At 48.2% G+C, this 15695-nt stretch carries 10 protein-coding genes; 6 read left to right on the top strand and 4 right to left on the bottom strand.

The genetic code is table 11. The annotated features are described in order from the left end of the window. Positions 1-142: 142 nt before the first annotated feature. Positions 143-1060 (top strand): ATP-dependent nuclease, encoded by a 918-nt coding sequence (locus DUE52_RS24025; protein ID WP_262511009.1) that lies wholly within the window; start codon positions 143-145, stop codon positions 1058-1060. Between the two features lie 3 nt (positions 1061-1063). Next, positions 1064-2722 (top strand): UvrD-helicase domain-containing protein, encoded by a 1659-nt coding sequence (locus DUE52_RS24020; protein ID WP_114408609.1) that lies wholly within the window; start codon positions 1064-1066, stop codon positions 2720-2722. A gap of 507 nt (positions 2723-3229) precedes the next feature. Here the strand turns inward: DUE52_RS24020 and DUE52_RS24015 are convergent. The 4 genes from DUE52_RS24015 to DUE52_RS24000 form a co-directional block, all read right to left on the bottom strand. After that, positions 3230-3667: a helix-turn-helix domain-containing protein gene (locus tag DUE52_RS24015; protein ID WP_114408608.1), complete on the bottom strand. Its 438-nt coding sequence runs from the start codon at positions 3665-3667 to the stop codon at positions 3230-3232. A gap of 112 nt (positions 3668-3779) precedes the next feature. Beyond that, the gene (locus DUE52_RS24010) at positions 3780-4061 is read right to left on the bottom strand and encodes a hypothetical protein (RefSeq protein ID WP_114408607.1); all 282 of its coding nucleotides are present in this window, start codon (positions 4059-4061) and stop codon (positions 3780-3782) included. Between the two features lie 292 nt (positions 4062-4353). Beyond that, a complete protein-coding gene (locus DUE52_RS24005; RefSeq protein WP_114408606.1) occupies positions 4354-5271 on the bottom strand; it encodes an ArdC family protein in 918 nt (305 codons plus the stop codon). Positions 5272-5388: 117 nt separating this feature from the next. Further along, positions 5389-6042, bottom strand: coding sequence for a recombinase family protein (locus DUE52_RS24000; RefSeq protein ID WP_114408605.1), 654 nt, complete (start codon positions 6040-6042; stop codon positions 5389-5391). A gap of 173 nt (positions 6043-6215) precedes the next feature. Between DUE52_RS24000 and DUE52_RS23995 the strand changes: the two genes are divergently transcribed. From DUE52_RS23995 to DUE52_RS23980, 4 genes are all read left to right on the top strand, one after another. Continuing rightward, positions 6216-6902, top strand: coding sequence for a recombinase family protein (locus DUE52_RS23995; RefSeq protein WP_114408604.1), 687 nt, complete (start codon positions 6216-6218; stop codon positions 6900-6902). Between the two features lie 172 nt (positions 6903-7074). Next, entirely contained in the window at positions 7075-7998 is a 924-nt protein-coding gene (locus tag DUE52_RS23990; RefSeq protein ID WP_114408603.1) for an ABC transporter ATP-binding protein, read from the top strand. Between the two features lie 14 nt (positions 7999-8012). Further along, positions 8013-11636, top strand: coding sequence for an ABC transporter permease/M1 family aminopeptidase (locus tag DUE52_RS23985; RefSeq protein WP_114408602.1), 3624 nt, complete (start codon positions 8013-8015; stop codon positions 11634-11636). 13 nt (positions 11637-11649) lie between these two features. Continuing rightward, a complete protein-coding gene (locus DUE52_RS23980; protein WP_114408621.1) occupies positions 11650-15324 on the top strand; it encodes an ABC transporter permease/M1 family aminopeptidase in 3675 nt (1224 codons plus the stop codon). Positions 15325-15695 lie beyond the last annotated feature (371 nt).

The raw sequence follows: 15695 nt of genomic DNA, 5'->3' as shown, positions 1-15695 counted from the left end.
TTGCCTTCGTAAAGGCCTTTGATAGCGGCCTGTTTGAAGGCCTCGAAATCGAAGTCGTTGTTCATGATAGTGAAAATAAGGTTTTTTCCTTTTTATTCACCCTTGACACAGTTTAGCGAGCAGTCTCTTTCAACTTTTATTTATCGAAGAGCCAGAGGCCCACTTGCATCCACAAATGCAATATGTATTTATTAAAAATATTCGTGATTTTGTTCGATCAAAACTTAATTGGGACGTCCAAATATTAATCACCACACATTCCTCCCACATAATTGCAGAAAGTAACTTTGATAGTATAAGGTATTTTGATAATTCAGAGCTTTTCCTAAAAGTAAAAAACTTATCTGAATTTAGACTAATTGAAGGTGCTTCAGACCCAACTGGAATATCGTTTTTGAAACAATACTTATCACTGAGTAGATGTGATATGTTTTTTGCCGATAAAATTATAATGATTGAAGGAACTGTTGAACGACTTTTACTACCATTATTTATTAAAAAAGCAGCTCCTGCCTTGTTGTCAAAATATATTTCAATAATTGAGGTTGGTGGAGCTTATGCTCACATATTTAAAGATTTATTATGCTTTTTAAATATAAAAACGTTGATTATAACTGACCTTGACTCAATTGATAAATCAACAAAAAAATCATGTAAAGTAAGCGAAGGCCATAAAACAAGTAATGCCGTATTAAAGGAATGGATTCCAGCTATGGAAATGTTGAATGACCTGCAAAATTGTTCAGATGAAGGGAAGACAAAAGGAAAAATACGAGTTGCGTATCAAGTAGCAGAGATAAATAGAATTACATGCGGTAGAAGTTTTGAAGAGGCTTTTATTCTTAGAAATTCTAAAATTCTTGAATGTTGCACTAATGGGAAATTGATACCGCTTTTATTTAAAAATACGGGAGAACAAGAAATTGTTGAAAACTCTTATGAAATTTCGTCAAAAATTTCTGAAAGAAAGACTGACTTTGCCTTTGACATTATGGTTCTTGATCGATGGGAAGTACCTCGTTATATTAGTGAAGGATTGCAATGGTTAACAGAAGATTAGTATATGGATGATTCACTTGCAGGTGTCTTAAATTGTATTGACACTAAAAAAAGTTTTATTTTGGAAGCCGGAGCAGGCTCAGGTAAAACTTGGACCTTAATCGAATCTTTAAAGCACTTGACAATAAAACATGGGGATTTTTTAGAAAAACATGGCAAATTTATCGTATGTATTACATACACAAATGTTGCTAAGAAGGAAATTATTAACCGCATAAACAATAATGAATTAGTCCTTGTATTAACAATTCATGAGTTTTTATGGTTGATAATCAAATCATTCCAAACAGAGCTTAAAGAGGAGTTAATAAATTACAATCTTGCTACAAAAAATCCAATTGAATTACTGAAAAATAAATTAGAAGGAAAATCAATAGATTATAAACAATATGGGAGGAATTTTGAAGAAGGCGATATTAGTCATGAGCATGTCATAGAATTTTCAGGAAAATTGTTTGAAAAATATCCTAAAATTTTTCGACTTGTTTACAACAAATATCCATATATTTTTATTGACGAGTATCAAGATACAGACCCGATCACTATTAATCTAATTATAAACTATTTGCTTAAAGGAAATGAAAATAAAATTGTTATTGGCTTTTTTGGAGATTCTATGCAGAAAATATACAATTCCGGTATAGGAAAAATCTACAATGCCTCATTAGAAACTATTACCAAAACCACCAATTTTCGTTGTTCAATTGCAGTAATTGATTTATTAGCTAAAATTCGCCCCTCACTTATACAGACACCTTCAGGAAAAAACCTTCCTGGACAGCTTTTTTTTATACACTCCAATAGCTCAACTAATAGCTTTTCTATTAACTATCAAAAAGGTTTAGAATGGTTAATTAATCATAATAAATGGGACTTAAAAAAAACTAAAATATTAATGCTAACACATAAAAACATAGCTAATTTTCAAGGTTATGAAAATTTATTAAATGTTTATAATAAAATAACATTTTATAGAGATAGGCTATTTCAAATTGATGAAATATTTATTAAATTCTTTTGCAATAAAGTTGAAAAAATAATATATAACTACAATCAAAAATTATATTCTGAATTTATTAGGTTGTTAGCCATAGAAGGATTTAAAATAAAATCACATAATGACAAATCAAAAATTAAATTATTAATAAAAGAACTAGAAGAAATAAGAAATGTAAATAAAGTAAAAGATGTTTATAAATTTGTAATTACAAAACAAATATTAAATAAACCGATCGCTATCGAAGACTTTGAGAGTGAAATCTATGGCGAAAATCTAACTGAAAGGCAGATGAAAAAAAGGGAATTTTATGAAGAATTAATGAATATAGATTATAGCGAAATAATAAAGTTGAATAATTTTGTTCAAGAATTTACACCATTTAGTACTAAGCATGGGGTTAAAGGTGCAGAATTTGAAAATGTCCTTATAATTATTGATGATGCGTCTTGGAATCAATATAATTTCAATGAAGTTTTTTCTGGTAATGATAATAAACTTGCTCGTTTTGAGCGTACATTAAATTTGCTTTATGTTTGTTGTTCTAGGTCAAAAGACAAACTTGCTTTATTATGCTTGTCTCCCCTTGAGAATACATCATTAGAAAGGATTAGAGACTGGTTTGGTGATCAATGTGTTTATGACATTTCTAATATATCTAACTAGCTTTTTGTTATGGTAAATTTAGTTCTTAAATGAAGGTGAATAAGAAACACGGTGGGTTAAAATATAATTGAATATATTTCAGTGTTTAGCTCTCACTATAAAAATAAGAGCCTTAGATACAATTTATTAATAAGGATTTAGGAATTATTATAGTAGTTTTTTTATCTTAATTCTGAAGATTGGATAATACTAATAAATACTTTTGGTGAGTATTTAGTGCGTGCTTCTAGAATTATTTAAATTATTTTGACTTTTAAAACCTGAAAAAAATAAAAGAAGTATATATATAGCAAAAGTACTCAGGTTAACATAATTAAATTTATAAAACACAAAAAATAGGCATAAATCGCTGTAAATTAATGTATTATGAAACTAAATAATTAGTTTTTTTAGATCCATTTCTATGCATTTATGGCAAATAATTTTATGCCTATTTGGTTTCGATAACCCAAGGCATTTAATCGTTCAGCCAAAGCGGCTTAGGTGAATCTAAACTTTCTACTTTTTTTAAAGCCTTTCAATGGTTTCAATAACTTGGGCAATTCTTTCGATTTCGGCCTGATTCCACAAACGTGGATCTTTTTGTTTCCGGTGATAACTCGATGGATCAATACCTAACTTCTTACATAGGAAGGTAACGGTAATATCCGTGTTTCTCAGACTTTCGGCAATAGATTCACTTAACTGCTGGCCGAATTCAATGGTTTCCTTATATAGCTGTGCGATGGTGTCATTTTGCACCAGTTTTGTCAACGCACCAATTTCCTGTTCAGGGATATTCTGAGGATATTTCAAGCGTTGGTAGTACATCGATGCGGTAATTTTCAGTGCTGTCTGCACCGCTTTCAGGCTGGCATTCTCGCGGACCTGTGCCTTGATGGTTTGCGCTAATGCCTGTAATTTTTCCTGATAATCAATATAAGCCTGCTTAATGGGTGATTCCATAGTGTTGACCGGAAATTGCCGTTTAACCAAATTGGTTTTCTAAACCGATTCCGTACTTGAACACAAATTTCAGAATATCAATAAACCTTTAAATGCCTGCGAAAAAGCCTTTTTACCGATTAAAGTAGGGGGCGAAAAGATCTAATTCAAAATCGATCAAAACCTCATTTTCTCCCGAGTACTGATATCGTAATTCGGTGTTATGAACGAATTCCATTTCATCCGGTGGAATATGACAACAAGCACCGTCCATGGTAACCCAAACAAAACGAGTGGGTTCGAGTAGTATCGCAACGGTTTGGTTCACTTTCTGGAAACTCCGGGCAAGGTCGCCCACTTGCCAGAGGTGTTGCTTTTTTACGGGCAATGCGTGATTTGAATGGGTTTGCTCCATACTGATTTTACTGGTAAAAATTTAGGTTTCCCATAAGATGATACAAAGGTGCCAATCCTTGCTACCCGGTTTGGTAAGCGGTATTACGGTCCGTACGGTGCTCTTCATCAGCAATCGTAAAACCATGTAAGCGTCCTGTCGGTTGCTGATCAATCGGCAAAACCCCTAACAAATCAAGTGGTTTTCCCCTCGATTCGCTAATTTTCACCCGATTGCTTCTTTTAGGGTTCCCGGCGAAGCCGGGGCACTATGAAAAAAAGTGGCCCGCTTTGCTGCGGGCCTTCGGCGGGCGTTATTCAAGGGGTTCGGGCTGTAGATCGCTCAGGACAGGAGCGATGAACTGAACCGCTTTCTGAGCCTCTTTAGCGGCCCAGAAAATGAATTTCTTATCGTCCCGTAGCGGCTTCAACCAGCCTTTTAGGTAGGCGGCTGAATTATCCAGTAAGGTTTCATCAGCGATGCCAGTAAACGTATTCAAGAAGGCGGCACCCAATTCTGCGACTAATTCTTCCTTGGAATAATTGGTCGAACCAAACGGGCAAAGCTGTGTGACCCCCTCCCGGTTCAACCTGCTTTCATGGCCAGTACTGTGGGTCAACTCGTGGAACAAAACGCTGTAATACGCCTTTGAACTGGAAAACTGTTCTTGATCCGGCATATTGACCAAATCAGCCGATGGGCTGTAATAGGCTCGGGCTTTGTTGGTGTGCCGAATAGCGGGGGCTTGAGGCATCTGGGCAACGATGGTTTCACAAACCTGAATAGGTTCATTCGGATTCGTTGGGTGGGCGGGCAACACAAAGTCAATGCCTTCGACATCGCGGATGTTAAAGACGTTGTAATACTTGATAAAGGCCTTTTTCTTGGGTTGCTCGGTTCCATCGGGGCCCGTGATCGTTTCGGTTTTGCTGTCCACAAAATTCCAGTAAATAACCGGCAATGATTTCGCCCCTTTTTTGATGGTGCCACCGTTTTCCCGGGCCTGGTTAAAGGTGCAAAAGAAAGGCACATCATACGGGCTGAGCGACAGCAGGAATAAATTAATCCCCTTATACATGTTTTTATTGAAATAATTCTGGGGAACCACACCCACCGTCGACCACGATTTAACCCAGGGGTTTACGCCGTGTTCGAGCTTTTCAATAAACAGGTTGGTGACCTTTTGAAACACATCAATGTCATGAGCGGAGGTTAATTTCTGGGGTTGCATAGGGGTCAATGTTTACGTATTCAACTCATTGATTATGATATAAATATAAACATTTATATCATATAATACAATATTTTTACACATAAAATATGGTAATATGGTAATTTTCAAAACCGATTAATTCGTTTTTGAATCCAACCGTTGGGCACTCATGGCAAAGAATTTGTTACCTCTTCGGGTCCGATATCCCATGGCATTTAAGCGCTCAGCAACAGCAGCATAGGTGAGTCCGTCTTTACGGTACAACCGGACGAGTTCAGCCGCTTGCAAATTGGCCTGATGGCTGCGAGCATTCTGCTGGCGGATTTCCAAACCCTTCTGCGTAATAGCCGGTGTGATATTGGGCATGCCCAATTTATGTCCCTGGGCTTTCTTGGCCTGTAAAGCGGCCCGGGTCCTTTCCCCAATCAATTCCCTTTCATGTTGGGCCAGAACTGCCATGATTCCTACGGTGAGGGTATTGGCATCGGGAATGTCGCAGGCCACAAAGTCGACCTCGGAATTACGCAGGGAAAAGATAAAAGAGACATTGCGACTCAACCGGTCGAGTTTTGCAATCAGTAAACGCGCCCGGTGTTGTTTAGCAAAAGCAATAGCGGCCGATAGTTGGGGGCGGTTGGCTTTCTTGCCGGATTCCACTTCGATGAATTCGGGTAAGAGTTCATCATCCGCTTTGAGGAACCGGTTTACGATCTCGCGCTGAGCCGAAAGACCTAGGCCGCTTTTTCCCTGGCCAGCCGTTGAGACCCGGTAGTATGGTACGTATTTCATTCTTTAGATATAGGTATTGGAATGGGGAGAGGAAATGAACCCTTCTTTCCCTTTCCAACAAAATTTGACTCTTGAAGGTGTTCCACGGATAAAAGTAGCAAATTATTCATGTTTATAACGTTTTCACAACGGTCGTAATAGATATGTAATGGTATTTTTTTCTATCTTGCCGCATGGAAACCTTCGTCGCTTACTACCGGGTCAGTACCCAACAGCAGGGAAAGTCGGGGCTAGGACTGGATGCCCAGCAGTCGGCCGTCCGACGGTTTGTTCAAAATCCGTCTGGGATCCTGGCGGAATTCACCGACATTGAATCGGGCAAGGTCAACCAGCGACCCCAGCTACTCAAAGCCATCCACTACGCCAAGACTCACCAGGCCCGGCTCGTCATTGCCAAACTGGACCGACTCAGCCGCAACCTGACGTTTATTTCGTCGCTGATGGATTCGAAGGTTAGCTTTGTTTGCGCAGATATGCCCGATGCCAATGAATTTACCATTCACCTGCTGGCCGCCCTGGCCCAGCAGGAACGTAAGCTGATCAGTAATCGTACCAAACAGGCACTGGATCAAAAGTTACGCCAGGTCGGTCAATGGCGTAACGGTGCCCAGTCCTTTCTGCACCCATCAGTCTCGGCCAAAGCGGCCGAATCGAATCGAAAGAGAGGCCTAACGAATGAAAACAACCGGAAGGCCACCGAGTTGATCCGCGCGCTGGTGATGATCAACTTGAGTTACGGCGAAATTGCCCGGCGCTTAAACGGTGCCGGCTTCCAAACGGCACGGGGTGGAAATTTTCAAACTACGCAAGTCATGCGATTAGCCAAACGGGCAGGTTTCGTTAAAACGGAATTGACTTAGGACTAAAAGATAATCTGCATCGTAACCCTGCGGGTTTCCAGTTGATAAAGGCCTATTTTTTTAACAACTTACTTTGTTATTCAAAGTTCTTTGGAATACCTTTACGACGGCTGGATAATAAAACCTCCAGGGCTCTTTCAACGGCATTCTGAAGCCATAATTCGCAGGCACTATGACCCTTAAAATTACGAACATCTCCAAAACGTATTCCACCGGTGCGGTACAGGCACTTAAAAACGTAACCCTCACCATCCCCCATGGCCTGTATGGTCTCTTGGGACCGAACGGTGCCGGTAAGTCAACGCTCATGCGCATACTGGCCACTTTACAGGAACCCGATGAAGGGACCATCAGCCTGGAAGTCTCTAGCCCGGATTCAGGGCATGTCATCGATGTAGTCAATCAGAAAGACGAAGTACGCCAGACTTTGGGCTATCTGCCCCAGGAGTTTGGCCTCTATCCGAAGGTAAGCGCCGAAAGTCTTTTGGATCATTTCGCCATCCTGAAAGGCATCACGACCCGCAGGTCCCGCCAGGTGGTCGTCGAGGCACTGCTGCGGCAAACTAATCTCTGGGACGTCCGCAAACAGAAACTCGGTGGCTATTCGGGGGGGATGCGTCAACGCTTCGGTGTCGCCGTGGCGCTGCTGGGTAACCCGAAGTTGATGATCGTGGACGAGCCTACCGCCGGGCTGGATCCGGCCGAGCGCGTACGCTTTCTGAATTTATTGAGTGAACTGGGCGAGAACAGTGTTGTGCTTCTCTCCACGCACATTGTTGAAGACGTGAGTGAGTTGTGCACGCGCATGGCCATCATCAACAAAGGTGAAATCATACATGAGGCCGAACCGCTGAAGGCCATAGAAGGACTCAAAGGAAAGATTTGGCGGAAAATTATCGAAAAAAGTCTCTTGCCGCAGGTGGAGCTGGAGCATAAAATCATTTCCACCAAACTCCTGGGCGGAAGCACGGTCGTCCACGTGTACAGCGGGGAAGAGCCGGTTGGTTTTGAGTCGGTGCCGCCTGACCTCGAGGATGTTTACTTCAGCGCCATGGCAGGTCATTATCCCCAACGAGCCGGCCTCCAACCGAAATAAGCCTAACCATAGCCATGAAGTTCCGGGAAATCTTTCGCTTTGAGTTTGCCTACCAGGTCCGCCGTCCTTATATCTGGCTCTTTTTAATTGTTCTGGTCTATTTGAATTTCCTGATGACCAGAGACCGGGCCGTCTCCGAGGCTCTTTTCGAGGAATTTTTTATCAACTCACCATTTCTCATCGCAAATACCACGGTATTTGGCGGCCTGATCTGGCTGATGATGGCCGCGGCCATAGCCGGCGATGCGGCCGCGCGGGACGCCGGGAGCCGAATGCATCCACTGATCTATACCACTTCCATCACCAGGGCCCAGTATCTCGGCGGGCGTTTTTTGGCGGCATTCGTTCTCAATGCCCTGCTCCTGCTGGCCGTGCAGGTGGGGATCCTGCTGGGGATCTACTTGCCGGGCGTGGATCCTGAGTTGATTGGCCCCTTCCGACCGGCTGCCTTTCTGACCGCTTACGCCTTTCTGTCACTGCCGAACGCATTCGTGGCGACGGCACTCCAATTCGGGCTTGCCATCCAAAGCGGAAGGGCCATGGCCAGTTACTTCGGCAGTTTCATTCTCTTCTTCATGGGCTTTTTCGTGGCGTCTTTCCTACTTTACAAGCTGGGTCTAGGGACACTAGTGGACCCGATTGGAATTCGGTTCATCGTAGAAGACATTGCGCATTTGTGGACAACCATTGAAAAGAAGGAGCGACTGCTTAACCTGGAGGGTATTGTCCTGACGAACCGTCTCATGTGGCTCAGCATCGGTCTGGTCTCAGTCGCCGTTACCTATCTGGGTTTTCGATTCACCCATCGTTTGGGGAGCACGTCGCGGTGGACACGCCTGAGCCTTCTGTTCCGTAGACCACAGGTGGTCAGAGAGGATGCCACTAATTCGCCGGTGATCGGTATCAGGGCCAGCACACCAATCTGGGTTCCGGTGATCCCACGGACATTCGGCTTCGGCATGCACATCCGCCAGACGCTCACCCTTGCGTGGACGTTGTTCCAAACGATCGCGACGAGCTGGGCCGGACTTGCCCTGCTGACGGTTATCCCACTTCTGACCATTCCGGTGGTGGTCGATCAAATGGAATCCAACGGCGTTCCCCTGGTTCCCACGACCACGCGGGTCATCAACGAGTTGACCGCTCCGCTGTCTGCCGAACTGAGCCGTTGGGTGATCATCCCGGCGCTCCTCATTTTCTTTGCCGGTGAACTGATCTGGCGGGAACGGGAAGCCCGACTCGGCGAGATCACCGACGCAATGCCTGGGTCTGAATGGGCGCCGTTCCTGGGCAAATTCCTGGGGCTCGGTCTCCTGCTCGTCGCCTTCACCACGCTGCAGATGTTTGCGGGCCTGTTCGCTCAGGCGATACTGGGTTACAATACGTTTGACGTGCCGTTATACCTGAAAATTCTCTTCGGACTTCAACTTCCCGAATACCTCCTTTTCGCGTTTCTCGTTCTGGTCATTCACGTATTGGTGAACCAGAAATACGTCGGTCACCTGGTGGCGACGATCACTTACGTATTCATCACCCTCTCCTCCCTCTTCGGAGTCGATCATGATTTATTCGTCTACGGAGCTGGTCCGGGGTGGTCGTACACGGAGATGCGCGGCTTCGGCCCTTCGCTGGGTCCCTGGCTCTGGTTCAAGCTCTACTGGGCGGCCTGGGCGGGGCTTCTGGCCGTCGTGGCGAGACTCCTCTGGGTACGCGGCAGGGAAGAGGCCCTCCGGTTTCGGCTTCTGATGGCGCGACGCCGTTTCGTCGGTTCAACGCCCTGGATGGCCGGGACGGCGGTGGTGCTCATCCTTGCACTCGGCGGATTCATTTTCTACAACACCAATGTCCTGAACCAGTACTTAACTGTTTCAGAAAAGAAGGAGCGACAGGCCGAGTACGAGCGACGCTATGAACGCTTCGATGGCATCCCTCAACCAGAGGCAACGCGCGCCAGGCTGCACATTGAGATTTATCCGGAGCGTCGGCAAGCAGAGATCCTGGGTTCCTATTCGCTCATCAACCGCACCGCCGTGGCCATCGACTCCATCCACGTGGCGATCATGCCGGGTGTTACGACCGGCACCGACTTCGACCGGAAAGCCACACTCGTGATCGCCGACGAAGACCACGGCCACCGGGTCTACGTGCTGGACCGCCCGCTCCAACCGGGCGACTCGCTGCGGCTTGACTTTGAGGTGACTATTCAGTCGCGCGGCTTCCGGGAGACTGGAGTCGATCCTTCGGTAACCTCGAATGGGACCTTCTTCATGAATACGAACTGGTTTCCTGCGATCGCCTATCAACGCCCCCGTGAACTGATCACGGCCACCGACCGGCGCGAGCACGGGCTCACTCTGCGGCCGCTGATCGCTTTTCTCAACGACGAAGAAGCGTATACCGATCGGGGCCGGGGCATGACCCTCGACGTGGTGATGGGTACTCCGGGGGAGCAGGTCGCTGTCGCACCGGGAAATCTGCGCCGAACCTGGACCGAACTGGGGCGTCGCTATTTCCACTATTCAACCCAGGCGATCGGCGGTGAATGGTCCTTCTTCTCCGCCAATTATGCGGTGCACGAAGCCTGGTGGGAAGATTCCGATGATCCGGGAAGGGCAGTCGAGATTCGAATTTACCATCACCCCCAGCACACGGCGCACCTGGACCGTACACTAAGGAGCATCCGGGCTTCCCTGGATTACTATTCAAAGAATTTCGGCCCCTACCAGCGCGAGTCCCTGAGCGTGGTCGAGCGGCCCGGGAATGGCACGGGCCTGCACGCCGATGCCGGAATGATCACCCACGGGGAAGGATTCACCCTCTGGAATCCGAAGGACGATGGCCGGAGCCACGATCACCCTTACGCGATCATTGCCCACGAAATGGCCCACCAATGGACGGTTCCGTATGCCGCCGTCGAAGGAGCACCGGTGATGTCCGAGAGCCTGGCTTGGTACTATGGGATGAAGGTGGTGGAACACAGCCGGGGACCGGAAGCTCTTCAGCGGCTTTTTAGCTACATGTGGCAGCCGCATCCCTACTCACCAATTTTTCGGGGCGAACCGTTACTCCGCGGGCTCGACCCGTACCTGTCCTACCGAAAAGGACCCTTTGCACTCAACACCTTGAGCGAGTACATCGGTGATGAGCGCGTCAATGGGGCGCTGCGGAACCTGCTGGAAAAGCATCGACCGGTCGACGCTCCGTTGGCGACAACATTGGATTTGTTCCGGGAATTGCGGGCGGTGACGCCGGACTCCTTACAGTATCTGCTGCATGATCTCTTCGAGGTGAACACGTACTGGAAGCTGGAGACGGAGCGGGCGGTGGCAACTCCCACTAAAACCGGCAACTGGCAGGTGACACTGGATGTGGAAACGCATAAGGTGGTGGTGGATAGCGCGGGGGTGAAGCAGGAAGTGCCGATGGACGAGTGGATCGAGGTCGGGGTATTCGCGCCGGACCAACCGGGTAAGGAAATAGAACCGCTCTACTTACGGAAGCATCGCATCCATTCCGGCAGGCAGACGATCATCGTGACCGTGCCCCGCAGGCCCGCCCGTGCCGGCATCGATCCCGACCACGTGCTCAACTGGGAGGAGCGCTCAGAAGTTAATATAAAGAAGGTAACGGTTGATTGATCAGGATACAACCATGAAGTTCACAGAAATCTTTCGCTTTGAATTCCGGTATCAGTGGCGCCACACTTCGACCTGGCTCCTGTTCGGCTTATTTCTATTGTTTGGTTTTCTGATCCTGCGAATGGTCACACTGCCCGACGGAACGTACCTGAATGCGCCGGGTACGATCGCCTTCTTTACGGTCTTCGGCAGCGTGATCTGGGTGGTCATTGGCGGGGTCGTTGCCGGCGATGCGGCAACCCGGGACAGGCAAACGCGGATGCATCCGCTTATGTACACCACCCCGGTCAGCAAACTTACTTATCTGGGAGCGCGGTTTTTGGCCGCCCTCGCCGTAAATGCCTTGATTTTGCTGTCCCTTTTTGCCGGGTGTCTCCTTTCCTTTTATGGTCCCGGTGCCAAGACGCAATTCATGGGTCCTTTCCGGCTCGCGTCGTATTTTACCAATTACGGTTTCCTGGCCTTGCCAACCGTCGTTGCCACCACGGCCATCCAGTTTACAGTCGCAGCCTTGAGTGGCCGGGCCATCGCCAGCTACGTGGCCAGCATTCTTATTCTCATCTTTTCACAATTCGGCGGTACAACGGTTCACTACGCACTGGAGTGGAAGGTCCTGGGCAGCCTGATGGATCTTTTGGGCACCAGCATCGTCGTGGAGATGGAAGGCTGGACGCCGATCGACAAGAATACGCGGCTGATCCTGCTCGAAGGCCCCTGGCTCTGGAATCGCCTGTTGTGGTTTGGCCTGGCGGCAGGGGCGCTGGCCTTTACGTATTTCCGGTTTCGGTTGGGCCACGTTATACCGAATACCCCATGGACGCGTATTTTCAGTCGCCGATCCAATCCAGGGCGCTCCCCTGTACTCACTTCTCCGGACGCATCGGATCAAGGCAACCGGGACACCAGTCCGATCAACCTGCCGAACCGCTTCCGTCAATTTGGTATCACCACGGATGTGCGCCAGACACTCGCCATTGCCCGCACCTCGTTCGGAATGATTGCCAGATCCCGGGGCGGGCTCACGCTGGTAGCCCTTTTAGCGATTGGCACCGGCCTGTTCGCACCCGAATACATGGAATGGCTCGGGGTTCCGTTGTTGGCCCGAACGGAAGAGGTGTTACGTACACTAACACCCGCCCTGAGCAGCTTCAAAACCCAGTGGATCATTATCCCTTTTCTCACCATCTTCTACGCCGGGGAGCTGGTCTGGCGCGAACGGGAAGCCGGGCTCAATGAGCTTTCGGACACCACGCCGGTACGCGAATGGGTCCTGCTGCTGGGCAAATTCCTGGGACTGTCGCTCGTCATCATCACCTGGGTGACCTTCCTGATGGGGGCCGGCATCATCAACCAGCTCGTCATGAAGTATCACCATTTCGAGATTGGGGTATACCTGAAGGCGCTCTTCGGCATTCAACTGACCAACTACCTCCTTTTCGCCCTGCTCGTTTACGCGATTCATATTCTGGTGAATCAAAAATACATCGGTCACATGGTCGCAATCGGCGTCTATGGGTACATTCTTTTCGCATCGATGATTGGCCTTGAGCACAATATACTAATTTACGCATCCGATCCCGGGTGGTCTTACAGTGACATGCTGGGCTTCGGGCCCACGATCACCCCTTGGCTATGGTTCAAGTTCTACTGGGTATCCTGGGCGTTTCTACTGGCAGTGATAGCGACGCTGTTTTGGGTGCGGAGTAAGGAAGGTGGACTACACGCGCGGTTCCAGCGGGCAAAGCACCGCTTCGCAGCGTACAGGCCCGCTTTTTGGATGGCCGTGGTACTGGTTGCCGGATCCGGTGGTTTCATTTTTTACAACACCAATGTGCTGAATGCGTATTTAAATCAGGCGGATCGTTTGCTGATGCGCGCGAAATACGAGCGACGCTACGGGTCATACTGGAATGCCCCGCGACCCGTCCTGGTGCGCACCCGGTTGCAGGTCGAGCTCTATCCCGATGAACAAAAGGCTGAAATAGCCGGTACGTACCAGCTGGTCAATCGCGGCAAAGTCGCCATCGACTCGATCCACCTTTCCACGATTCCTCAGGATGGGATCGCAGCCGTTTCATTCAACCGGCCCGCGTTTCCAATGGTGCTGGATGATGAGCTCGGTTACCGGATCTATTCCCTGAAAAATCCGCTCCAGCCCGGTGACTCCCTGCAAATGCATTTCAAGATGCACATCGAACCCCGGGGCTTCAGCAACACGGGCGTGGATGCCTCCGTAGTCGCGAATGGTTCTCATTTAACCAGTGACTGGATGCCCGTCATTGGTTACCAGGATGATCGCCGTCTGCGTGATGTGCGTGACCGCTCAACGCATGGACTCGCTCCGCGTACGGAGAGGCCCTCTCTCTACGATGTTGCCGCGCGAAACGATACCCGTCATGCGGAACAGATAGACTTGGAAGCGATTGTCGGCACCACCCGGGGCCAGATCGGTGTGGCACCCGGGGCGCTGCGCCGTACGTGGACGAAAGGCGACCGTCAGTACTTCCACTATGCCACCAATGCACCAATCCACAATGATTACGCTTTTTTCTCGGCGCGGTACGCGGTACGCGAAGCCCACTGGATCCCCCATTCGCCCCGATCCGGGCAAACCTTCCCAAACCCCTTACCGGGATCGCAGCCGACAGTAAAACCGGTTACGATTCAAATCTATTATCATCCAGACCACGACGCCAACGTGGAGCGCATGGTAAAAAGCGCCCAGGCTTCGCTGGCGTATTATTCCCGGGAGTTCGGTCTTTACCCCTACAGTCACTTTCGGGTTTTGGAACGACCGGGGCCCGGGCGTGGCATGCATGCCGAGCCCATGACGATTGATTATCAGGAAGGATATTCCCTGATGAATCCCCGGCCAGCAGGTCTCGACCTTCCCTACCACATCATGGCCCACGAAGTGGCGCACCAGTGGTGGGGCCTTTTTCTTTCACCCGCAGCGGTCGAAGGCGCCGGTGTACTCGTTGAAAGCCTGGCGACGTATTCGGCAATGCAGGTGGTGGAGGAAACACTGGGTTATGAGCACCTGCTGCGGTATTTATCCCAGATGCGACTGGAGTATGAAGTGCCGCGCTCCCGGGCAGCTCCACCCCTGCTGCGCGCCAACAACCAGTTCATGAATTACCGCAAGGGACCCTTCGCGCTGTACGTCCTGAGAAAGTACATTGGAAAGGATCGGGTCAATGATGCGCTTCGGCGGATGCTTCGCGATTATACACCAAATCCTCCCTTGCCAACGACGCTCGATTTCTACCGGGAGTTGCAGACGGTGACGCCCGACTCGCTGCACGTTATGGTCCATGATCTCTTTGCGGCAAACACCTTTTGGGAACTGGAGACCCAACGAGCCACCGCGAAACAACTCAAGGAGGGCACCTGGCAAGTAATCCTGGAACTGGAAGCCCGGAAGATGACCGTCGACAGCATCGGCATGGAGACCAACGTTCTAATGAAGGATTGGATAGAAATTGGCGTCTACGCACCGACTGCCAAAGACCAGCCATCGGAAAAAGTGCTCTACCTTCGAAAGCATCGCATTAGCACGGGTAAGCAGACCATCATTCTCACGGTTCCAGAAAAGCCCGGGCGTGCCGGCCTTGATCCGAATCACCTGCTGATTGATTTAAACCCGGGAAATAACACCAAAAAGTTGAAGATGGAAGGGGTTTTATAAGAGAATCCTGTTTGAATTTAAAAAGTATTCGCGAGTTAAAAGTCACCAAAGAACTAAAATGTTTCACCTTGCCCGGTCGTGAAGGTTTATCGGGGCGACCCGGCAAGGTGAAACATTTTAGTTTATGGATTTTTGAAATGTTCATTTACTGTTATAGCAACGACCATTGTGAAAACGTGATATGAAGAAGAGGCCTTTGAAGGCGCTTGATTGAATTTTTTTGGTTTACTTGAATGGTAGTGTTTCCGAAGACTGAGCTTTACTAGTAGAAGAGCGACTGTAAACCAAAATCGCCGATAGTAAAGGGGAAGCTGACACAGTTCGGGTATATCCGCCACGGGATGCATTTTATTAATCCCTCAGCAAATCAC

The sequence above is a fragment of the Larkinella punicea genome, assembly GCF_003334855.1.
GTDB classification, from domain to species: Bacteria; Bacteroidota; Bacteroidia; order Cytophagales; family Spirosomataceae; genus Larkinella; species Larkinella punicea.
Note: the sequence above shows the minus strand (reverse complement) of the source record. Positions and strands in the feature narration are given on the sequence as shown.